Annotated in this window: 15 protein-coding genes; 11 read left to right on the forward strand and 4 right to left on the reverse strand. The window is 41.6% G+C overall.

Features of this window, described 5'->3' with window-relative positions:
* Positions 1 to 131: 131 nt before the first annotated feature.
* The 4 genes from ACN6KS_RS08365 to ACN6KS_RS08380 all read left to right on the forward strand — a co-directional run bounded on the left by ACN6KS_RS08365 (position 132) and on the right by ACN6KS_RS08380 (position 6,908).
* The gene (locus tag ACN6KS_RS08365) at positions 132 to 2,027 is read left to right on the forward strand and encodes a PrkA family serine protein kinase (protein ID WP_094874370.1); all 1,896 of its coding nucleotides are present in this window, start codon (positions 132 to 134) and stop codon (positions 2,025 to 2,027) included.
* Between the two features lie 467 nt (positions 2,028 to 2,494).
* Positions 2,495 to 3,274, forward strand: a complete 780-nt coding sequence (locus ACN6KS_RS08370) for an AraC family transcriptional regulator (RefSeq protein ID WP_440961778.1) — start codon at positions 2,495 to 2,497, stop codon at positions 3,272 to 3,274.
* 6 nt (positions 3,275 to 3,280) lie between these two features.
* On the forward strand, positions 3,281 to 3,421 hold the full coding sequence (locus ACN6KS_RS08375) for a GyrI-like domain-containing protein (protein WP_440962379.1): 141 nt from the start codon (positions 3,281 to 3,283) through the stop codon (positions 3,419 to 3,421).
* A gap of 451 nt (positions 3,422 to 3,872) precedes the next feature.
* Positions 3,873 to 6,908: an S-layer homology domain-containing protein gene (locus ACN6KS_RS08380; protein WP_440961779.1), complete on the forward strand. Its 3,036-nt coding sequence runs from the start codon at positions 3,873 to 3,875 to the stop codon at positions 6,906 to 6,908.
* A gap of 70 nt (positions 6,909 to 6,978) precedes the next feature.
* Here the strand turns inward: ACN6KS_RS08380 and ACN6KS_RS08385 are convergent, their stop codons facing one another.
* Positions 6,979 to 8,370: a SpoVR family protein gene (locus tag ACN6KS_RS08385; protein WP_440961780.1), complete on the reverse strand. Its 1,392-nt coding sequence runs from the start codon at positions 8,368 to 8,370 to the stop codon at positions 6,979 to 6,981.
* Between the two features lie 567 nt (positions 8,371 to 8,937).
* On the opposite strand from ACN6KS_RS08385, the gene ACN6KS_RS08390 reads away from it, so the two are divergent.
* The 7 genes from ACN6KS_RS08390 to ACN6KS_RS08420 all read left to right on the forward strand — a co-directional run bounded on the left by ACN6KS_RS08390 (position 8,938) and on the right by ACN6KS_RS08420 (position 18,981).
* Entirely contained in the window at positions 8,938 to 11,184 is a 2,247-nt protein-coding gene (locus ACN6KS_RS08390) for a helix-turn-helix domain-containing protein (protein WP_440961781.1), read from the forward strand.
* 45 nt (positions 11,185 to 11,229) lie between these two features.
* Positions 11,230 to 12,849, forward strand: a complete 1,620-nt coding sequence (locus tag ACN6KS_RS08395; RefSeq protein ID WP_094870425.1) for an extracellular solute-binding protein — start codon at positions 11,230 to 11,232, stop codon at positions 12,847 to 12,849.
* Positions 12,850 to 13,068: 219 nt separating this feature from the next.
* Positions 13,069 to 14,715: an extracellular solute-binding protein gene (locus tag ACN6KS_RS08400; protein WP_094878772.1), complete on the forward strand. Its 1,647-nt coding sequence runs from the start codon at positions 13,069 to 13,071 to the stop codon at positions 14,713 to 14,715.
* A 122-nt stretch (positions 14,716 to 14,837) separates the two neighbouring features.
* On the forward strand, positions 14,838 to 15,728 hold the full coding sequence (locus tag ACN6KS_RS08405) for an ABC transporter permease (protein WP_256990701.1): 891 nt from the start codon (positions 14,838 to 14,840) through the stop codon (positions 15,726 to 15,728).
* A 22-nt stretch (positions 15,729 to 15,750) separates the two neighbouring features.
* Complete coding sequence (locus tag ACN6KS_RS08410) at positions 15,751 to 16,659, forward strand: carbohydrate ABC transporter permease (RefSeq protein ID WP_373455854.1); 909 nt, start codon at positions 15,751 to 15,753, stop codon at positions 16,657 to 16,659.
* Between the two features lie 211 nt (positions 16,660 to 16,870).
* A complete protein-coding gene (locus tag ACN6KS_RS08415) occupies positions 16,871 to 17,473 on the forward strand; it encodes a TetR/AcrR family transcriptional regulator (RefSeq protein ID WP_094870421.1) in 603 nt (200 codons plus the stop codon).
* Between the two features lie 17 nt (positions 17,474 to 17,490).
* Entirely contained in the window at positions 17,491 to 18,981 is a 1,491-nt protein-coding gene (locus tag ACN6KS_RS08420; RefSeq protein WP_094870420.1) for an MDR family MFS transporter, read from the forward strand.
* A gap of 73 nt (positions 18,982 to 19,054) precedes the next feature.
* On the opposite strand, the gene ACN6KS_RS08425 is transcribed toward ACN6KS_RS08420, so the two are convergent.
* Genes ACN6KS_RS08425 through ACN6KS_RS08435 form a run of 3 tightly spaced genes read right to left on the reverse strand, consistent with a single transcriptional unit; the run spans position 19,055 to position 23,095 of the window.
* A complete protein-coding gene (locus ACN6KS_RS08425) occupies positions 19,055 to 20,548 on the reverse strand; it encodes an ABC transporter substrate-binding protein (protein ID WP_440961782.1) in 1,494 nt (497 codons plus the stop codon).
* 40 nt (positions 20,549 to 20,588) lie between these two features.
* Complete coding sequence (locus ACN6KS_RS08430) at positions 20,589 to 21,350, reverse strand: response regulator transcription factor (protein ID WP_440961783.1); 762 nt, start codon at positions 21,348 to 21,350, stop codon at positions 20,589 to 20,591.
* A gap of 2 nt (positions 21,351 to 21,352) precedes the next feature.
* Positions 21,353 to 23,095 carry a sensor histidine kinase gene (locus ACN6KS_RS08435; RefSeq protein WP_256990618.1) on the reverse strand — a complete coding sequence of 581 codons (1,743 nt, stop codon included), beginning with the start codon at positions 23,093 to 23,095 and terminating at the stop codon, positions 21,353 to 21,355.
* Between the last annotated feature and the right edge of the window lie 48 nt (positions 23,096 to 23,143).

A 23,143-nucleotide genomic window follows, 5' to 3' on the forward strand; every position in this document is an offset into this window, starting at 1 on the left:
GCGATTTTATGATTCTCTATTATAGCACAGCAAAAAAGAGGTCAACTATTCCGCGCTTGCCGCATAGGTATGTAATACACTTTTTAACGCTATAGGAGAGCAAGTAGGAGCGCAAGAGGAGGCAGCGAGCAATGGATATTTTTGAGCGAATAGCTTCGTATCGGGCTGAGAACGACCGTTTGGCGTGGAGCGGGACCTTCAAGCAGTATATAGAACTTTTGAAAAAAGACCCCTCTCCCGCTAAAACCGCTCACTCCCGCGTTTATGACATGATCAAGTCGCATGGCGTAGAGGACATAAACGGACGCAAACGTTATAAGTTTTTTGAACAGGAGATTTTTGGACTTGATCGTGCAGTCGAAAAGTTAGTGGAGGAATATTTTCATTCTGCAGCACGCCGGCTAGATGTTCGTAAACGGATTCTGTTATTGATGGGACCTGTCAGTGGGGGGAAATCGACCCTAGTCACGCTGCTAAAACGTGGTTTGGAACAGTACTCGCGGACCGATGCGGGTGCGGTATATGCAATAGAGGGCTGCCCGATGCATGAGGACCCACTACATTTGATCCCCTTGGAGCTTCGTCCAGAGATTGAAAAGGAGCTCGGTGTGCGTATTGAGGGCAACCTATGCCCGTCTTGCCAGATGCGGCTGAGAAATGAATATGCGGGAGATATTGAGCAGGTCAAAGTGACTCGTGTCATTTTGTCAGAAGAAGAGCGGGTAGGGATTGGTACCTTTAGTCCATCCGATCCGAAGTCGCAAGATATCGCCGATTTGACAGGAAGTATCGACTTTTCGACCATTACTGAATTTGGTTCGGAATCTGATCCACGTGCATACCGTTTTGACGGAGAGCTCAATAAAGCTAACCGTGGACTGATGGAATTTCAAGAAATGCTCAAATGCGACGAAAAATTTCTATGGAACCTGCTATCACTGACACAAGAAGGCAATTTCAAGGCTGGCCGATTCGCGCTGATCAGTGCGGACGAAATGATCATCGCTCACACCAATGAAACCGAGTATAAGTCATTTATTTCTAATAAAAAGAATGAAGCGCTCCAGTCCCGTATGATTGTCATGCCTGTTCCGTATAACCTAAGAGTGTCGGAAGAGGAAAAAATCTATGCGAAGCTGATCGCCCAGAGTGATATGAACCATGTGCATATTGCGCCGCATGCGCTGCGTGCCGCTGCTATTTTCTCGATCCTGACCCGTCTGAAAGAAAGTAAAAAACAAGGCATGGATCTGATCAAAAAGCTCCGGATGTATGATGGGGAAGAGGTTGAGGGCTACAAAGAAGCAGATCTCAAAGAGATGCAAACGGAGTATTTGGATGAAGGCATGTCCGGAATAGATCCACGGTATGTTATCAACCGGATTTCCAGCGCTTTGATCAAAGGTGATCTGCAGTGCATGAACGCACTGGATGTCCTGCGGGCCATTAAAGACGGACTGGATCAGCATCCATCGATTACAAAAGAGGAGCGGGAGCGTTATTTGAACTTCATCTCCATTGCCCGCAAAGAATATGACATTTTAGCTAAAAGCGAAGTGCAAAAGGCCTTCGTCTACTCCTTTGAGGAGTCCGCCAAGACATTATTTGAGAATTATCTTGATAATATCGAAGCCTTCTGCAATTGGTCTAAAATCCGCGATCCGTTGACGGATGAGGAGATGGAGCCGGATGAGCGGTTAATGCGTTCGATTGAAGAGCAAATTGGTATCTCTGAGAATGCGAAAAAAGCGTTCCGTGAAGAGATCCTGATCCGGATTTCCGCGTATTCACGCAAAGGGAAGAAATTCGAGTACAACAACCACGACCGCCTGCGGGAAGCAATTGAGAAGAAGTTATTCACAGATCTCAAAGATATCGTCAAAATCACCACCTCGTCCAAAACGCCGGATGAAAGTCAGCTCAAACGGATCAATGAGGTGTGCGCTAGACTGATTGATGGGCATCACTACTGCCCCATCTGCGCTAATGAGCTGCTGAAGTATGTGGGCAGTCTGCTTAATCGGTAAAAAGAGTTCCTTTAAAGTACGTGGGTGTTCCAAAAGCCATGAAAATGGCTATGGGGCACCCTTTTTTGCCCTTTCATTTTTTTATCTACCTCCTTTTACCCTCTTTATGTTGATCTTAAGGCCGCCGCCCCCCATCTGACTAATTTGGTTGTTTTATGTAGAAAGTTCGGAGCTGCTAAAGGACATAGGTGACCCTAAAGGTTGATTTTAAACACATTTCGAAGGTTATCGGACTCCATAGACGCTATTAGTAGGAAAAGCACTAAATATGAGCTGCTTTTTGAGTAATAGCTGCACTGGAGTCCGAAACTCCGCTCAAAAGGCCATATGTTTGCCAATAACGTCATCTGGGTCCGTAAGCTAATGGGGGCGATGCATTTCATTAGTGGGACAAGCTCTTGTTGTTGTACAGTTAATTATACAGCTCAGCAAAACAGGAACAATCCTCCTCGCTTGCAGTTGATATAATGAAATCACCGTACGGGGGAAGGCTGGTGCTGCACTTGAATTACAGTAAAGATATAGAGAAATGTGTTGAATATATTGAAGCTCATATCAAAGAAAATATAACTGTGGAAGAAATAGCCGCTGAGGTTGGATATTCGGTGTATCATTTTTGCCGAGTGTTCAGCTTATGCAAGGAAATGTCCGTGATGGAATATGTGCGGAGCCGGAAATTATCTTTAGCGTCAATTGAATTGTTTGCCGGTAGAAGAATCATTGATATTGCGCTGGACTATGGTTTTGAGACACAAAGTGGATTCACTAAGGCCTTTCGCAAGGCTTTTGGCTATAGCCCGACACAGTATGCCGCACGGATGGACGGATTTACTAAAGGAAAAACACGATTTGAAATCGGAGGTTTTATAATGAACCCTGTTATTGTTCGCCAGCCTGCATTTAAGGTCGCTGGGTATGGGATCCAAACTAATGTTGCAGGAAGTATGTACACTAAGGATATTGCTTCTTTTTGGAGTCATTATGAGGGTGAGAATCTGGAGTCTAAAATGTATAAAATATTAAATCCGCCTAAACACGGAGAAGTCGGTTTGTGTATTCCTTCCTCGGATAATGGCAATGGCACCTATCTTCTAGGTGTTATTGTAGAGGACTACTCCAAGGTGGAAAAGGATATGCTGACGATGGATGTGCCGGAAGCCGAATATGCTGTGTTCACAACGCCGCCAGTGGATACTTCAACGGATACAGAGCAAATACAGTTTGCACAGGTTATAAAAAGCACTTGAAAGTATATCTTCGAAGAATGGTTTAAGGACAGCGGCTACGATTATGATGACAGTAAGCTGGATTTCGAATTCTATGACGAACGCTGCCATTCGCGGCCGGATACGGTGATGGAGATTTATGTTCCTGTGAAAAAATCGACCGAATGATGTGTAAGGGCAAATGCTGCTCGGTGATGATCGTAACTTCGGGGAATGTTTGGACTTTCGGTCGCTGTTGTCTCTGAATTTATTGATTATTCCTTAGCGGATTAAATCCAGAAACAAAGGCGAACGCTACGCTCCTACAGTTCTAAACTTCCCCTACGTTACTTTTACCTCAGCAGCATTTGTAAAGTTCAATTATTCAGTCGATACGGGGTGTCGACGTAAGAAGGTCCGCAGCGGGTTATACGCTGCGGGCTTTTTAACGTGCTAATAATAGAAGCATCTGGAGCGGATCTAATAGACAAGAAAACAACATATCATGATCGACAAAATAAGACACCTATGTAAAAAACAGTATGATTTGATCGCTATGAATTCTCTAGCACTATTGAACTAATAGTTAAAGGATTAGAAGTATCTGTAGTTCATTTTATACATAAATAGGAGGAGTAAAGTGATTACTAAACAGGTTTTATTAAAGAAAACTATCGTATTCATGCTTATTGTTTGTCTTACCTCATTACCTTTCGGTACGATTTTTGCAAGTAAGGCTTCTGATATTCAAGGGACTTGGGCTGAAGCGCAAATTACGAAATGGATGGAGAAAGGACTAGTATCAGGTTATCCAGACGGGGATTTTAAACCGGATCATTCGATTACAAGAGCTGAATTGGTTGTGCTAATCAATAAGTCTTTTGGATTTGTTAAGACAGAGGAGCATTCTTTTAAAGATGTAAAAGCTTCAGATTGGTATTATTCAGGTCTTTTAGTGGCGAATGCGGCAGGATACATACAAGGTTATTCAGATGGTTCATTCGGGCCTAATAAGAAGGTCACACGACAAGAATTTGCGGTGATTATTAGTAAATTACTTGCACTGTCTTCTTCAGATTCAACTAATAAGTTTATCGACACATCAGCTAGTCCTGTATGGAGTAAAGGGGCTATAGGGTCTGTATACGATAAAGGAATAATGTCGGGATATGCGGATAACACCTTTCATCCAGAATCATTTGCTACTCGTGCAGAGGCTATCGTAATCTTGGACAGATCCTTAACGATCAAGAATGAAGCTTCTATAGGAAGCCTCTCGTACGATATAGCGGGTACTTATGGTCCTTTAACAGGGAATGAGAAAGTAAGCGGAGACGTAGTTATTAACTCTCCTAATGTAACACTAAGAAACATGACGATCACGGGTAACTTATTACTCGCAGAAGGAATTGCCGAGGGAGATATATTGTTAAAAGATGTCACGGTTAACGGTATTACTACGGTTAAAGGTGGGGGAACTCACAGTGTTCAGTTCGAAAATGTTAGACTAACCTCAGTGATTGTTGATAAGAAGATAGGGACGATTAGAATTGTTGCTATAGGTTCAACAGTTATTGATAAGCTTCAGGTTCAATCTGCGGCAACTATTGAAGCTGCTAATGGAGTGAGTATTCAAACTTTGATTCTGAACGCTAGTACGAATGTTGTAGGGAATGGGACGATTGTTCATGCAATTATAAATGCACTCGGAATTATTATGGAACAAGCCCCACGTAATTTAGAAGTTGGAAAAGATGTATCTTCAAATGTGAGCATAACTATTAACGGTGTAACTAGATCAGTATCAACGCCTACACAGGCTCCTGCAGGAATAACATCTGGTTCTTCTGGTTCGCCAGGCGGATCATCACCGGGGGGAACGGGAACGGTACCAACGGTAACACCGGCACCGACACCGGTAACTACACCAACACCAACACCAACACCAACACCAACACCAACACCAACACCAACACCAACACCAGCGCCAACGCCTATTGTATCTCCATTACCAACTCCAATGCCGACATTTACGCCTGAAGTGACACCACCAGCACCAACAAGTACGCCGGGACCAGTGAATAATGTATTTGGAACAGTTACACGTGCAGATGGTCAGAAATTATTTAAAGAGGGCATTCTTTCTTTGAAAAAGGTTGAAAATGATATGAGTATTGGTTACGGAACAATGGTGATTGACGGGAAATTTAATATTAATTTACATGATGGAGATTATCTAATTACAGAGGTTTCTGATTTAAACTCATCGGAGCAGATTTCGTTATATTATATTTTCAAAGTATCTAATGGACAGCCTGACCCTAGTTCGCTTGATATTGTAATCCCAGAAGGACATCAAGGTAGTGTTAAGTTTCATGATGGTACTTCAGTAAGAAACGGTTCGTTAACTATTTCAAGGATAGAGCCCAATGTATCTGCTATTTTCAATGCACAAATAGTAGAAGGTGGATTTACTTTGTACTTACCGGATGGAACATATCTAGTTAATCAGATTAATAATGAAACCAAAGAGCAAATCTCACTAAATTATAAACTCAAGATTGTTAATGGTCAGATTGACCCAAGTCAACTTGCTATAATAATTCCTCCTAAGACTACTGGGACTATCGCTAGGGTAGATGGATCAGTAGTACCTTCAGGAACACTTATGGTGCATAGAACAGATAGTCCAGAGGTTCCAGGTTATTTCGCACAGGTTCTAGAGGGCGAGTATAGCCTGTATTTGTCTGACGGTAACTACCAGGCAGATAATTTTTTCGTCAATAATATCGCTAATAGAATTTCAATAGATTATAGGTTCACGGTGATTAACGGTAAGACGATCCCAAGTCCGTTGGCAATTACGATACCTAAAGCATATGTTGGTAGTGTTCAAAATGCGGATGGAAGTGTTATAACAAATGGATCTATAACCGTATATAAGACTAATGTAGATGGTTCCCAGTCCTTTTTCACTGCAGCTATTTACCAAGGAATATTTACCTTGTTTTTGCCTGAAGGTGCCTATCAATTAATTAATTTATCTAGCGGCATAGAGCAAATACGACTAAATTATTCTTTTATAATAGCAAATGACCAACCTGAACCGAATCTACTAAATATTATAGTGCCAAAGAAGTATACGGGGACAATTAGTTCTGAGGAGGGATCACAGGTAAATGGATGGCTCGGCCTTGTTAGCACTGGTTCCGAGAAGCCTGCTACTAAAAACTTCTTCCAAGTAAAAAATGGAGAATTTAACCTTTACTTACCGGAGGGGTCATATGAAGTTAATACATTTACTGATTTGAATCAAAATCAAACACCGCTAAGCTCTCCTATTACAATAGGGAAGGAGCAGACTAGTCCGGTTTCAATCCATATAGCATTACCTCAAAAAAATATTACAGGTACTTTAACCTATTCAGATGGATCGAACTTAGCAGACGGATTATTTTTTGTGATTAGTACGGAGTCGGGATCTACTTTTCAGTTAACTGTTTCAATGATTGATGGCAAATTTGATTTTTATTTACCTGATGGTAACTATAGAGTAATGTCCCATTTAAATCTAACGAACAAAATATCCACCTTTATCGGAACTAATTTCACGGTTATTGATGGGAAGTCTAACCCGGGTCCAGTCGTTATAATAGTGCCCTTACCAGAGTGGTAATAACATAACAACTAAAATGAAGAAGGCCCACAGAGCGCTGATGCTCTGTGGGCCTTCGTAAAGCTAACCCCTAAATAAACTTCCGCTGCACCTTCTTGCCATCATACGAAAACCTAGCCTTTTTGTCCTCCACAACGGTCTGTAGATGAACGGTCCGACCCCATAACGAATAGATATGCGGGAGCGTGCGCTCCAGATACTTCAGATCCAGCTCGATGCTTTCGTAGCGGTGGGTTATAATTAGCTCGCCATTCTTCTCGAAGTCGGCATCCTCTATAACTAAGTAAGGCGAGCCGCCGTTGACTCGAGCGAGCACCAGTTGATCCCGTACATTTTCCCATGCTTTGTCGGTGATTTTCCATTCCGGGCCTTTTTTCTCAAAAACATAAAGATCGAGGTCGTTCACCAGTTCCTTGGACAGATAGCTGCGGATAAAAGAAGTATCGGACTCCAACTCGCGAACCTCAAATATTTTCTCACGGTCCCAGCGGCGTTCGATGTCTTCGAAGATTTTTAGACCAAGATAGTATGGATTCAGGCTTTGCCGTGAAGGCTGCACGACGGAGGAATTTAGTTTAGCGTATTCTACGGTTTCCTCAACCGTTAGATCCAGTTCACGGACGATACGCTGATGCCAGTACGAAGCCCAGCCTTCGTTCATGATCTTCGTCTCCATTTGTGGCCAGAAGTAGAGCATTTCATCGTGGAGCATGGTCATAATGTCTCGCTGCCAATCCTCCAAGACGGTGGAATATTGCTGGATAAACCAGACGATATCTTTTTCCGGCTCAGGTGGGAACGCACGATTTCCGGATGATGCTTCCTGTGGTCCAGAATTGCTCTTGTCTAGATTCCATAACTCGTCGTACGGATTGGCTGGTTTGGAGCCACCCAGAGGGGCATCCTTGAGTTCCTTCATTTTGGCTTCCAGCAGATGGGTCTTACCCAGCTTGCGCGGCTGAATGAGGCTGGGATCTATATGCTCTTGAATGGCCAGCACCGAATCAATGAACTTCTCCACAGCATCGGTGCCGTAGGTCACTGAATAACCGGCGATTCGGTCCGCTGTAGCTGACATGCTCTCGACCATATCCCGGTTGGACATAGAGAAACGCATGTTATTTTTGAAAAAATCGCAGTGTGCCAGCACGTGAGCTACGATCAGTTTGTTCTGAATCAGCGAGTTCCCATCAAGCAGGAAGGCATAACAAGGGTTGGAGTTAATAACGAGCTCGTATATTTTACTCAGCCCGAAATCGTATTGGGATTTCATTTTGTGAAACGTCTTTCCGAAGCTCCAGTGACCAAATCGTGTTGGCATTCCATAAGCGCCGAATGTATAAATAATATCTGCTGGGCATATTTCATAACGCATGGGATAAAAATCCAAGCCGAAGCCAGTAGCTATTTCAGTAATTTCAGCAATCGCCCGCTCCAACGCATTAATTTCTTCGCTTGGCATGATTCTGTGCTCCCTCCTATAATTCTGTAGATCCAACCTGAATAAACCCTCACGAAATGGGGTTTGGCTTCATATAGATGGGTCGATCAATGTAGTTCATATTATATATATGGGTAGGGGAAGGGCAATATGACGACTCTTCCTCGTTGTCCCTATGGCACAAAGACTTTTGAATGTCGGGAGAATATCACTCCATAAAGATAAGTAGCTTCTTGTTAAGCAATCCATTCTCCAGTGTGAATTTCTCAACATGAAAGCTACAGCATTGCAGATTTAATTTAATTAAATATAAATAAGTTTATATGAATACCGTTTCGGTATTTACAATCGCCAATGCATGTGCTAATTTAGCGATGTAACCGTATTCATATGTAGATTTGTTAAATGATTAACAAAAACATAAATCTTGTTTGGAACATTCCTTATTCAGCCTAAATCTAACAAGTGGGAGTGATAAGATTGGAAATCCTCGGTTGACGTTGTTGAGATACAGGAAGGAGCAGATGAACTTAGTATAGCTGCACATCCCAGTGGTACTCCTCAGTGATTATGATTATGGAGGTAAAAATGCGTAAATTTAAAATAAATATTTTATGGAAATTTCTACTTTCATATATTATTGTCTTGTTGCTGCCGCTTTCTGTTATTATCTTTTATTACTATCCATATTCCAATTCAATTGTGAAGAATAAAATATTGGACTGGAATACACATATTACCGAGCAAGTAGCCAGCAGTATGGATCTGTTTATGCGGCCAATCTATTCTCTCCCCACTTCGATTGTAGCTAATCCTGAAATCAAATTATCCTTATTAAAAAATGATGCATACCAGCGATACGTCGTGGCTAATGAGATGAAGAAATACAAAACAACAGATACCCTCTTGAATGATACTTTCTTATATATCAAACAAAGTGGGTATCTGTTCTCAAGTACAGGGTATATCTATGAGTTGGAGCGCTTTATGAATCCTAAGAATGGTTATGTATATAAGTCTTGGAGTCAAGAGCAGTTCAACCAAGAGATCAATGTAATCAACTCTATTCAAGTTCGCCCTTCAGAGGATGTTGCCATTCTTGGCGAAGGACGCGTTAAGATGATTACGGTGATGATTCCTCTTCCTCTAGGTGTCGACCAATCCGAAGGCTGCGTCATCTATATGATCAGGCATGATACGATCGAGCGAATGATGAAGTCAGTGTCTAATAGCTATACAGGAGATTTCATCATTCTTGATCAACATAACACCCCTATCTTTTCACTCAACCATCGTGATGATTTGCATGAGGCGAATTTCAAGCAATTTATTCAGCAGCTACAAGCATCACCATCAGGCGGTGAAATGGATTATGACGGAGATGCTTATATTGCCTCCCAGACCGTTTCCAAGCAGAATGGCTGGAAATACATAAGCATGAATCCGCTGGAATCGGTACTAATGGAGACGAAGGAAACGCAGCGCAACACAATTATTCTCGTTATATCCATCCTGCTTACAGAGATTATTATCATTTATTTATCCATCCGTAATAATTATGCCCCGATTAAGTCCCTTGTCCAATTCTCCAGGCATGCATTTAAAGGCAACACGGAAAGTGGCGGCAATGAGTTTGATATTATACGCTCCACGATCCAGAACCTGTTTCAGTCAAAAGAGCAATTAGACCGGAATGTCCAAAGTATCGTTCCGAAGTTACGTGATAATATTCTGTATGAAATCATAAGTGGACAGTACTCTTCACTTCAAGACATGCTGCTTGAGGCAAAGTCCTATGGCATCACCTTTACGTATGCGAAATGCACGACTGTGGTCATCAATGTGATTGGAGATATCGAGCAAGTATTTGAAATTGTGAAGAGCGTTAAATTACAGCCCGAGGACGCAATGGAAGGGTATTTTATTCGGAGTATTCATAATGATGATATTCTATTTATTTCCACACACACAGCGGAGCAAGCATTACGGGAGATGTTCATGAAGCTGCAGGCTGAGATTGAATTGGTTACCGGCGCTAAGCTTGTGATCGGAATAGGAAATACCGTTGATAACCCAGGCGAATTTCATGCTTCTTATATTAATGCGCTTAGAACAGTCGAACATTTACGCATCAAGAATGAAGATTCCATCCTGTCCTTTCATGATCTGATGCAGCAGCGGAATGAGCCTGTACCTTATCCTGCTGAAACGATTCAATCGCTGGAATTGTTCATCATGACGGGTGATGTCACCGAAGTGCAGAAAACAGTTCAACGACTCATTGAGTTTCTACAACATGATCGAACGCCTCCCTATATGATTCGGGCTGTATTTGTAAATATCTCGACCATTATATTAAACAATCTGATTCGTTTAAAGCATCAGGAGAATATGGAGCAGCTTGGGATTACATCGTTTCACAATCGTATTACGGTAGCCCAGATCACTGAAATTTTAGAGAAAAGTGCGGATATATTATGTGAATTGATGGCTAGTACGCATACTTCCTCTAAGGCAGCTACATTGGATGAAGTGCTTAAATATATTCAAGAGAATCAGTTCGATATCAACTTCTCACTACAAGCTATTGCCGATCACTTTGGGATGTCGGTGTCGAATTTTAGCCACTATTTCAAGAAGAACGCCGGACAGAACTTTAAAGACTTTATGGATGGGCGCCGAATCAATCATTCGAAGCAGCTGCTTATTCATTCCGATGAAACTATTGATTGGATTGCAGGCAGGGTAGGCTACACTAACCCTTCCAGCTTTATTCGCGCCTTCAAAAAACATGTAGGAGTCACACCTGGGCAATTCAGATTGTTTAACAAGTGAATATCTTCTTGTCTATTGCAGATATAAGCTACGGGGGGATTCAATATGCGAGGAATGAGACGATGGGTTATATGTGTATGTATGCTACCGGTGATTATACTGCTCCAGGGATGCAGTGCGAATAATGAGTCTGAACATACTACAGAGCGCAATGTAGAGCCGCTAGACAGGGTACAGATTAGCGTGATGACACCTACACATCAGCTATCCAAGAATCTTCAGGATATTCCTTATTTGAATCGCATCGCTTCTGATGCAAAAATTCATGTGAACTGGATGCAGAAACGTAACGGATGGGAAGAAGCGAAAAGCACTGCTCTGACAAGCGGAGAATTGCCTGATGCTTTTTTGGCTGGATTGACCGATCAGGATATCATCGCGAATAAAGATAAATTCGTAGATCTTAGTGAATATATCGATAAATATGCCCCGAATATCAAGAGAATGTTTGAGGAAGTTCCCGAAACCAAGCGGGTAAGTACATTTCCGGATGGGAAGATGTATTCTCTTCCCGGTGTAAGACCCATTAATACAGATAGCTATAATGTCTTGATGATTAATAAGAAATGGCTGGATAAGCTTGGACTGACAGAACCAACTACGCTGGAAGAATTGCGCGAGGTATTAACCGCCTTTCGCAATGGAGATCCCAATGGCAACGGGAAGCAGGATGAGCTTGGAATGGACTGGTGGGCAGGTGCTGGAGGAAGTCTGGGGAGCAGAGGTCTATTTAGTGTGACCAGTTTACTAGGGGCTTATGGAGTGACAGATAATTTCACCGAGGAGATGATCGGAGTGACGAAAGGGCAGATCCGATTTTTGTTCGAGAGTGATGAATATAAGAGCTTAGTCTCTTACCTGGCAGAGCTCTGGAAGGAAAAGCTGATCAACCCTGACGTGTTCACGCAAGATTATTCAGGAATGAAAGCAAGTGCGCAACAAGATGATGTGGCAACGGTTGGTGTGACCTTCGGCTGGTCATTAACAGATCGCGTTGGTAAATGGGCCGATGAATATGTGGCTTTGCCACCGCTGCGCAGCAGTAGTAATGTGGCGCCATTATGGCCAATGAGTCCTTCTCGCGTAAGAATAACAACCAATCTGTTTAGCATGACAACAGCTAATCCGCATCCTGTTGAGACCATTCAATGGATTGATCAATTCTACTCTGAGGAAAATTCGATCCAAGGCTATTACGGCTCCATGCCTGATTATGTGGCTAAGGAATCTGACGGCATATATACCATAGTACCCGCTCCAGAAGGTGATCAGGATACACAGCAATGGACGAATGCTCTCGTGGATAATGGTCCGCTTTACTTTTCGCAATCATTGGAGAACAAAACGATTGTTCCTCCTGCGGTAACGATACGAAGAGAATTGGACAGCATCTATAAAGCTTATGAACCTAAACCAGTGGACATCTATCCGATGATTAAATTTTCGTCAGAGGCGCTTAATGAAATGGCCTTGGCGAAATCAGATATATTTAAACTGGTCGATGAGAAATTTGCGGAATGGATTATGAATTCAACTGTAGATAAAGAATGGGATCAGTATATTAATCAGCTGAAACAAATGGGACTGCCAGTACTGTACCGAATATATCAACAGGGGTATGAGGATTATTATGCTCAACCAAATTTGAACGTCAACAATAATTGAAAACGAATTCAAAAAACACCCGAAATCATAAAGTTGTTAACGCTTTCAAATATTGCGAATACTTAAATTCTTGTTCGTATACAACCGCCTCAACCCCGGGTTAAAGTTGCGATGTGGCTGTCATGTAAAGCGCGAGCAGCAAGAAGCAATAAATTATATTCCAATTGCTCGCCTCACAGCTTGAACGTGCGCGTTAAACCAAAAAGGGAGGTTCGTTGTATGAGGGGATATTTGTCAAAGGTAATGAAGCCCGTATTAGCACTTAGCCTATTTGGAACAATTCTTGCGGGGTGTGGAGGCGGGAGTAATGAGGGTGCCTCTTCTTCTAATTCAAGTTCGTCAACGAATTCTACAACCGGTACAGTCAAACTAAAAGGGATCATGCTGAAGCATCCTCTTACGCAAGAGTTCGCCAAAATGGAATGGTTGGCCAAGGTTGAGGAGCAAGTGGGGGTAGATATTGAGTGGCAAGAAATTTCAGCGGACTGGGATCAGAAAAAAGGCGCTTTGTTAGCCGGAGGAGATATTCCGGATATCCTTATAGGACCGAATGTGATCACGGATGCTGATTTTGCCCAGTTCACCGGACTCTTTCAGGATTTAACCGAGCTCATTTCAACAGGCGGCCCTAACATTCAACAGATGTTTACAGAGAAGCCGGAGACCAAATTAATTGCTACACAGCTGGATGGCAAAATATACGGTTTACCGAAATATCAACGATTCTGGCCGGATACGGTAAGCCGGCAATATATCAATAAACAATGGCTAGACAATTTAGGTCTCAAGGAACCGACTAATTGGGATGAATTATATAATGTGCTCCTGGCGTTCAAAGAGAAGGATGCCAATGGAGATGGTGATGTAAATGATGAAATTCCTATGGATTTCGCTCCGGTGGGGACGACTGGATTTGGTTATTTTCAGCCACAAATATTGCTTGGCAGTTTAGGTATTACATTAACGGATAGTAGTGGTCAGGGATATTTCACTGAGGGTGGCCAGATTAAAAATTACTTTGTGGATGATCGATACAAGCAGTTCGTGGAATTCATGAATAAGTGCTGGCAGGCTGGCTTAATTAACCCGGAAGCCTTCACGCAGGATTATTCCAAATTCCAATCGGTTGCGCGCGGCAGCGGGGACAAAGCGAAGGTTGGCTTTTCATGGGGCTGGGAAGTAACGGACCGCTTCGGCAACACCTTGGCTCCACAATATGAGTCGATCGCTCCGCTTAAAGTCTCGGCAGATTCAACGATTAAGCAGTCCTATGACTATGACGGCTACTCACTGAATTTCGGCGGTAATATGGTCGTCATGTCTGCTAAGTCCAAGAATAAAGAAGCGGCAATGAAATTTATTAATGAGCTGTATAATCCTACAGTTAGTATGCAGGTACTATTCGGTTCACTTGGTACGAACATTAAAGATAATGGAGATGGAAGCTACGCGGTCCTGCCACCTGCTGACAGCCAAATGGACCCAGGCACATGGAAGTGGACATCAACCTGGGCGGATAATGGACCTACCTTTATCTCTGATTCATTGAAGCTGACACTTGGAACTGATATGCAATCTGTTGGCAAACAGACAGAACCCCTGCAGGCGGTCCTCAGTGGGATTGACAAGGATAACGATATTTTACCAAGCATGTTCATTAAATATAACCCGGAAGACAACAATGCCATGGTGTTAGTGAATACGAATATGATTAATCTGGCGATGTCTAAGTTCTCGCAGTGGGTTACCAAAGGGGGAGTTACCAAGGAATGGGACTCCTATGTGAGTAACATTAAGCAGATGGGGCTGGATAACAACTTGTCCACTATGCAGAAATACTATGATGATTACAAAAGTAAGAAATAAGCTGTAAAGATTTATAGAACATCTGGAGACGGCTTTTCTTTACAGGATGAAGAGAAGCTGTCTCCTTATTAAGGAGGCTTATGATGTCCTCAATAACTCCCAATAAACATAGAAGAAATCTAATGGAGCTTAAACGCGACTATCAATTATGGATTATGATTATTCCGGCGATCGTTGTAGTTATCATCTTTAACTATATTCCAATGTATGGAATTCAGCTTGCCTTCAGGGATTATGATTTCTCGCGTGGATTGGCAGGCGGGGCCTGGCGCGGTCTGCATTATTTCTCACAATTCATCAATAACTATCAGTTTTGGGATTTGATGAGAAATACTGTGATTATCAGCATCACAACAATCGTTCTTGGATTTCCGGCACCGATCATACTAGCGCTTATACTGAATCAGGTGAAATGGTTCCGCACTAAGAAGCTGCTGCAGACCATCGTATATATGCCTCATTTTATCTCAATTGTAGTTATGGTTGGATTGCTGAATGTTCTCCTGTCACCGAATACAGGAATCCTTGGTCAACTGATCTCCAAGCTTGGCGATGCAGACATTAATTTGCTCGCCTCCACGAATTCATTCGTCCCGGTGTTTGTGATTTCGGATATTTGGCAGCATGCTGGATGGAATAGTATTATTTATCTGGCCGCATTATCAACAGTGAGTCCAAGTCTCTATGATGCTGCCAAGATTGACGGAGCAAACAAATGGAAGATGATTCTGCATATCGATATCCCTGCCTTGGTTCCGACAATCATCATATTATTTATTCTGAGTATGGGGAATGTACTGGGAACCGGATTCGAGAAGGTATTCTTGATGCAGAATTCATTGAACCTTCCCGTATCAGAGGTCATTTCCACCTATGTTTATAAAATTGGTATTCTTTCCAATCAATTCAGTTATTCGTCAGCTATCGGATTATTTAATACCGTCATCAATTTTTTCTTTTTGGTTACCATGAACTGGATTTCCAAACGCAACTCAGATATTAGCCTCTGGTAAATGGAAAGAACATCGAAAGGTGATGCTTATGCAGGCGACAACTATTCACAAGCGCAGCACGGGTGAGATTCTATTTGATATTTTGATCATTATCTTATGTGTTCTAATTTTCTTGATCGTCGCTTATCCCTTGTACTTTGTGATTATTGCTTCTGTCAGTGACCAGACACTGGTTTCCACAGGCAAGGTTACTCTATTTCCCAGAGGAGTCAGTTTCTTTGGCTACGAGCAAATTTTTCAGGATATGCGTATTTGGATAGGGTACAAGAATACCGTTATTTATACAGTTTTGGGAACACTGTTTAATCTGCTTCTTACAATTCCTGCAGCGTATGCACTATCCAGACAAGAGTTCCGTGCACGCCGATTACTGATGTTTTTCTTCGTCTTCACATTGTTCTTTAATGGTGGACTAATTCCAACATATATCCTGATGAAGGATTTATCCTTGACCAATTCGATGTGGGTTTTTATTATTCCCTTTGCAGTGAATGTGTTTAATCTCATCATCGCACGCACGTTCTTTGAAGCTTCACTGCCTAAAGAAATTTATGAATCTGCAGCATTGGATGGATGTACTCATTTTAAATTTTTCTTCTATATTGCGATTCCTTTATCTAAGTCCGTCATATCGGTCATTGCGCTGTATTATCTGGTAGCACATTGGAATGATTTCTTTACTGGGCTTATCTATATTCATTCTAATGACCTGCAGCCGTTACAAATCATTCTGCGTGATATTCTATTATCCAACCAGGTTTTCTCCCAAGGCGGAGGCTCGGGCGGCAGTGCAGGCGGATATGCTCAGCAATTTGCTGACCAGGTTAAGTATGGAGTTATTATTGTATCTACTTTACCGATTCTCATTGTGTATCCGTTTATTCAGAAATATTTTGAAAAAGGTGTTATGATCGGTTCGATAAAGGGCTAGGAGAACAAACAAACACAATTAGCCGGCGAGATATATTCTCGGCCGGTTATTTTTGTTCTTCAAATTTAAGCCCTGCATCGCATGATTCCGTCTTTGTTGAAAACAGTGGGGGTATTTTCTGAAATTTCCATTGACGCGTATTAAGTTTTCAAGGTATATTAATCATTGTTTTAAACGCTGTTTAAATGTATGTAGAGTTGAGGAGAGTTATATGACGAAGGAGAAGATTTTGGACGCCACATTGCAATTGATTAAGTCTGAAGGGATTGATAGTGTCACCATTCGGAAAATTGCTAGTGAAGCGGGCACTAATGTAGCGCTGATTAATTATTATTTCGGGTCGAAAGAAAAGCTTATTCATGAAGCAATGAAGATGATTCTGGAAACATTCCGCTCAGCGTTTGACATATTTGATGTTGTGGAGCATCCGCCAATCGAACGGTTGAAACAATTCATTTTGACGTACGCTTCATTTCTTCAAGACTATCCTGATTTGCTTAAGCGAATTCTTGGCCATGATCCATTGTTTGAATCGGTGGCCGAATATGTACATTTTATGAAGCAACAAGGGTTCGAAAAATTAAGAGCAGTCATGACAGAAGTGACAGGTATAACAGATCCAAAGACTTTATTGTTGATGACACAGCATATGTTTGCTGCCATTATGTCACCGTTCACCAAAGTTAATCCTGCTGCTAAATGTCAGCCGAACGATCGCATTCAATCGTCTCTACTCGATATCCCTTTATCGATTGAGGAGAGCATCGACTTGTTTTTCGAGCATTATTTTCACAAATATTCAGTCAAAATTTAGAAAGCAGAGGTATCACAATGACATCAAATGCTGCAACAAAACCCCTTACGCAGGAAGGCGACACATTCTCCCTAAAAGCTATTCTGCCACCTCTGCTTGCGATTATCGTTGGTATGATTATGGTTATTCTGGATAGTACAGTTGTTAATAATGCAATTCCCAAATTAGTGGAATATTTCAATACAGATCTAAAGACGATTCAATGGGCAATAACGGGGTACACATTAGCACTATCCGCAGTCATTCCACTTGCCGGGTGGATGACAGATAAATTTGGCGCAAAGCGAATTTTCCTTATAACGATTGTGATGTTCACTTTAGGGTCACTTCTATGCGGCTTAGCACAATCACCCGAGCAACTGATTTTATTCCGTATTATTCAAGGTCTAGGCGGCGGTATGGTTGCACCGATCGGAATGGCGATGGTATTCAAATTAGCTCCACCTGAACGTCGCGGTTCTATTATGGGTGTTCTTGGGATTCCAATGTTGATGGCACCAGCTTTTGGTCCTGTAATTTCCGGTTATCTTGTTGATTATGTGAGCTGGCACTGGATCTTCATTATCAATTTGCCAATTGGCATCTTGGCCTTTATTCTGGGTAAGAAATATTTACCGAAGACTGAGCCTCAGAAGTCAACACATCTTGATATTCTCGGGATGTGTCTTGCGCCAATCGCGTTCGCTATGCTTGCTTATGGTGTGAGCGAAGGGGGAACAGATTGGTCTTCAACCGGTGCGATTACAGGCTTAACCATCGGTGGTATCGCATTAATCTTGTTCATTATAGTGGAGCTTAGACAGAAGTATCCATTGCTCGAACTGAAGGTGTTTAAATCATCTGATTTCACACGTGGTATTATTCTTACTTGGATCGTACAGATGGCATTGTTCGGTGCTACACTGATGATTCCTTTGTATTTACAGAATATTAAAGGTTATACCGCACTTCATACCGGTTGGATCGTGATGCCGCAAGCGTTGTGCGCGGGTCTGATGATGCCGATTAGTGGTCGGTTGTTTGATAAAATTGGAGCTCGTCCATTAGCATTCTGTGGGTTGAGTGTTATCGCCGCTGCGATGTTTATACTCTCGACGGTAAATGTGGATACACCGATTTGGATGGTTATTGTCGCGGTGTGTGTGATGGGGTTAGGTATGGGGTCAACCATGATGCCACTCAATACACATGTATTAAACTCAGCTCCACGTGATTTGGTTAGCCGTGTGACGCCGTTGACCTCAGCAGCTCAACAGGTTGTCGTGTCGTTTGCAGTAACAGGTCTTACAGCTTATCTGACATCTCATATTAATACTCACATGGCGACAATCGGAAAAACAGGCGATCCACAAACGGCCTTAGTAGCTGGATTTGGAGATACATTTTTCCTGACCGCTTGTATCGTAAGTGTTGGTATCGTTATGTCGCTAATTCTTCGCAAGCCGAAGATGCAGCAAATTGAAAAAATCAGTGAAGAGGTAGATCCAGCGATGATGATGGGTCACTAATCTTATAAAGACCCTCAAGAAGGTCACTTTGTCTAAAGTGTCTTTCTTGGGGGTCTTTCTTTACAGTGACTTTCTATTTCCTCCAAATATCTAATTGCTTTTGGATTTCCTTACGTACTTTATCAATACCTGCTTCATACAGCTCATGGTTGAATTTCGGGAGAATGGTATCGACATCGACACTGCCTGTCATAAGACTTGGATAATATTTGCGCCAGACAATCTCAATGTTGTCAATTTGTTCATCGACCTCTGACAGATCGGGAGTAAAGCCCAGTACTTCGGACTCCACAACCTGGGAGTTGTAGATGCGGAATTGTTCCCACTTGTTTAATGGGTCAGGGTAGCTTCCACCTAATGTATTTAAGATAAACCAGTTTCCCTGAGTGTATTGTATGCCAGTGTAGCCGCCGTTCGCCTTAGGAAGCGGATTTCCTTGACTGTCTTTTGTCGAAATTAGGATAACCTGATCATTCTGATCCAGCGTATAATGAACGCCTTCAATGCCGTATTGAAATAAGTTACGCAGTTCAGGATCGGTATTCAATAGGTTTAGAAATTTGATGCTCTCCACAGGATGCTTCGTATTTGCATTCACAACCATCATCCCTCCGCGCACGGCTTCCGTAGTTGCCACCTCGGGTGTTACTGGATTGGTTACAATTTTATACCCCAGATCGTCACTCCAGACGCTCTCAGAGAGTGGACCGCCACTACCAGATTCCCAAAATACCTTAAGACCACGTTTCAAACTTCCTGGTTCTCTTAAGGCGGCATCTTGATTAATGAACCCTAATTGGTAATAACGTCTTAGCGTATCTAATATATGTTTGGCTTCACGGGTTTCGAAGATATTGACAACGGGAGATGTAGGATCCAGAGATTGGATCATTAATGGGAGTCTGTTGTCCCCTATATATTCGTAGCCGTACATAGCAAAAAAATTGTGTGAGTCTCGATCAAGCTCCATGGGTAAATAATCGGGTTCATTTTTTTGTATCATGCGAAGCAAAGGTTCCAGCGATTCCAGTGTGTTATATTGGTTAACTTCGACGTGATATTTTTTGACCAATGAATCAGGATACATCCAATGCTCACGCACAGCCAATTCTTTGTTAGTGGGGACACCATAGATAAACCCGTCATCCATCTTGGCCCCTTTCCAAAAGATGGGGTCAATCGCAAGGTACATTTCTTTGGCTAGATTCGTGAAATAGTCATCTAATTTAAGCCATACTCCACGATTTGCGTATTTGGCATAATCAGGAGCAAACGCAATATCAAAAGGGCTGTCAGAGGAGATCATTGTATTCATGCGATCATCATATTCCTGCCAACCAATTTTATTGTAAGTTATGGTAATTCCAATTTTCTTCATTAATATCTCGTTAATTTTGTTGTTGACAAGGGCAAGATCCTTATCAGGATCACCGATTGTATAATAAATCAGATTTACAGTGGGTTCTGCATTAAAGTTCGCAGCGTTCAAATTCTGCTTGGTGCAGCCAGTTAACAATGTAATGAACAGCAGAATAATGCCACAGATGAAGCAGCTATATCTATTCATGACACGGCCCCCTAAATCACTTTGCAATATAGATCCAGCCTTAACTTTTCATCCGTAAACTTGAGGGAGAGGTACCAAAATGATTTTGAAATTGTGTATAAAAATAGTTCAGGTTGTTATAACCAACAGAAAGGGCAATCCAGTGTATTTTCTCATTAGTCGTTTGGATGAGCTCCTGTGCACGATGCATGCGATAGCTCATTAAATACTCTGAGAACTTCATACTTGTTTCTTTAATGAAGATTTGTCCCAGATAGGTGCTGTTCATTTGAAACCGGTCTGCGACGGATTTTAATGAAATATTATGAGCAAATTCTGTTTTAATCATAATTAATATACGATTGACCAGCTTTGAGAAGGCATCGTAATGCATTCCCAGTACTGGATCAATACTCATAGAGTCAGCATTCACATCTTTAATCGTGCCATGTAAATCTTCGATAATTATTTTTTCAATGACCTCCTGCAGCTTGATTCGATCCACAGGCTTTAATAGGTAATCCTTTACTCCGCAACGAATGGCTTGTTGGGCATATTGAAAGTCACTATAGCCGCTTATAATAATATATTTGGTTGGAAGGTTCACTGCATTTAGCTTGTGGATAGCATCATACCCTAGATTTTTGCCAATACACACATCGATAATTGCGATATCAGGAACTAGATCTACAGCTTTAAATACGGCATCTTCAGTGGAATCACTGGTTTCTATTTGTTTAAATCCGTAATGCTCCCAATCCAGAATACGTTTCATACCTTCCAAAATCTGAGGTTCATCATCCACAATCAAAAGTTTGTACAAATCTAATCACCTCTCTTAGAAATCTGTACAGAGATTTTGACACCAGCTTCATCGTTGTTCTCAATACTAATCGAGAAATCGTCTTGATAGAAAAAATTAAGCCGGGCATAGACATTATATAATCCAATGCTTTTGGTGGCATGGTCATGATTACTCGAGAGGATTCGTCTTATGGCAGTTAACCGTTCTTCATCAATTCGTACGCCATTGTCAATGAAATCCAGTCTATAGAAGTCTTCATCTTCCCAACCAGACACGATAAATAAATTAAATTCCTTATTTATATCAAACCCATGGACAAAGAAGTTTTCTGCCAAGGGCTGCATCCAGAACTTCACAGTAGAAAGAGCAAGAATAGTATCTTCAACATCAATTTGGTAAAAAAAGTGCTCAGGATATTTAAACTCCATAATTTGCAGGTATTTTCGTAACAGCTCTAGTTCACTGCCTATTGAAATAATATTTTCTTTCTTAACAATTTCTCGATACAACGCTCCCAAGGTTGCAATCGCATCTGCGGTAGGCTCATTCTGATGAACCAATGCAGTAGATCGAATAACCTCCAAGGTATTATAAAGAAAATGTGGGTTGATTTGATGTTGAAGCGCTTTCATTTCTGCTTCCTGCTGTTTTAACTTAAGTAAGTATTCATTTCGAATATATTTGTCTAATTGGTGTATCATATCGTCGACTTCTCGGGCAATCATACCATATTCATTCATACGATAACGTGCAGGCTTATTTGGGGTGAAGTCAGCAGTTTTCGCACGTTTGATTGACTGTATAATACGGTGCAGAAATCGCGAATCATCACGAAGGTTGTAGACTACGAGCAGGAGTACACAGATCATAGCGGTAAAGACGATCATAAATATATTGAGCAACACCGTGCTATGCTGACTTATTAGTGCAGCCAAGTCTACTGTACTAATAAATCGATAATTGTATTTGGTAGATGTAAAGGTAACATAGAAAATGGGAATATATCCTTTATATACGATAAAGCCATGATTATTATTATTCGCAACCGCTTGTTGGGTGATTTCTTCCGTCATGGATTTATTATTACCAATATTGAATATCTCCCCGGTAGAGGGGTTAATTATAGCCGCATTACCGAGTTGATAATTATTTACGATACTGAATATTCGCTTGCTACTGATCTGGAAGTGGATTTCCCCTGGTTCTGTAGCACTTTGATTTAGTTTTTTGCGAGAGACGAAGCCCTTTTGTATACTTTCATCAAAGATTTCGTCAGAATTTGGAACGCCAAACTGGAAGCTAGGAATACCAAAACTATTAAAATAGATAACATTTCCGTAGTCCTTGGTATGAACGCTGATTTGAGTAATATCTCCCTGGGCCCAGCTGTAAAGATATGTTTTAGTATCCTCAGGAAAAGAGAGCAGTGATTGTGATGAATAAGGACTATTCTTCAATCTTTTAGTCAGATACCCTTCTACGGAAGGGCTCATAAAATAACGGACGTCTTTCATCAGATCCTGATTGGAATACAATCTTTGCATGTAAGCTTCAATCCGGTCGGCATCATTCTGAAAGTTGTTCTCAATACGGGAAAAGGCATTCGCAGCTTCAATCCGTGCGTTTCCGATCCATTGATTAATAAGAATAGCGCTGGTCATAGTGCCCAGTGTTAACCCGATGGTTACAATGAAGATCAGGTATGCCCAAAATTTATTACGATATATTTTAATGTGAAAAAAAGAACTCCTCCAAAACCTCATTTGTAATGCCCCCTAAGGTCAGACACATAATATAGAGGAATAAGTCTC

The organism is Paenibacillus nitricinens, assembly GCF_052056485.1.
In the GTDB taxonomy this organism is placed as follows: Bacteria; Bacillota; Bacilli; order Paenibacillales; family Paenibacillaceae; genus Paenibacillus_AQ; species Paenibacillus_AQ nitricinens.

Coding starts and splice junctions, on each gene's coding strand:
- ACN6KS_RS08365 (WP_094874370.1), top strand. CDS start 132: ATGGATATTTTTGAGCGAATAGCTTCGTATCGGGCTGAGAACGACCGT.
- ACN6KS_RS08370 (WP_440961778.1), top strand. CDS start 2,495: ATGAAATCACCGTACGGGGGAAGGCTGGTGCTGCACTTGAATTACAGT.
- ACN6KS_RS08385 (WP_440961780.1), bottom strand. CDS start 8,370: ATGCCAAGCGAAGAAATTAATGCGTTGGAGCGGGCGATTGCTGAAATT.
- ACN6KS_RS08390 (WP_440961781.1), top strand. CDS start 8,938: ATGCGTAAATTTAAAATAAATATTTTATGGAAATTTCTACTTTCATAT.
- ACN6KS_RS08395 (WP_094870425.1), top strand. CDS start 11,230: ATGCGAGGAATGAGACGATGGGTTATATGTGTATGTATGCTACCGGTG.
- ACN6KS_RS08400 (WP_094878772.1), top strand. CDS start 13,069: ATGAGGGGATATTTGTCAAAGGTAATGAAGCCCGTATTAGCACTTAGC.
- ACN6KS_RS08405 (WP_256990701.1), top strand. CDS start 14,838: ATGGAGCTTAAACGCGACTATCAATTATGGATTATGATTATTCCGGCG.
- ACN6KS_RS08410 (WP_373455854.1), top strand. CDS start 15,751: ATGCTTATGCAGGCGACAACTATTCACAAGCGCAGCACGGGTGAGATT.
- ACN6KS_RS08415 (WP_094870421.1), top strand. CDS start 16,871: ATGACGAAGGAGAAGATTTTGGACGCCACATTGCAATTGATTAAGTCT.
- ACN6KS_RS08420 (WP_094870420.1), top strand. CDS start 17,491: ATGACATCAAATGCTGCAACAAAACCCCTTACGCAGGAAGGCGACACA.
- ACN6KS_RS08425 (WP_440961782.1), bottom strand. CDS start 20,548: ATGAATAGATATAGCTGCTTCATCTGTGGCATTATTCTGCTGTTCATT.
- ACN6KS_RS08435 (WP_256990618.1), bottom strand. CDS start 23,095: ATGAGGTTTTGGAGGAGTTCTTTTTTTCACATTAAAATATATCGTAAT.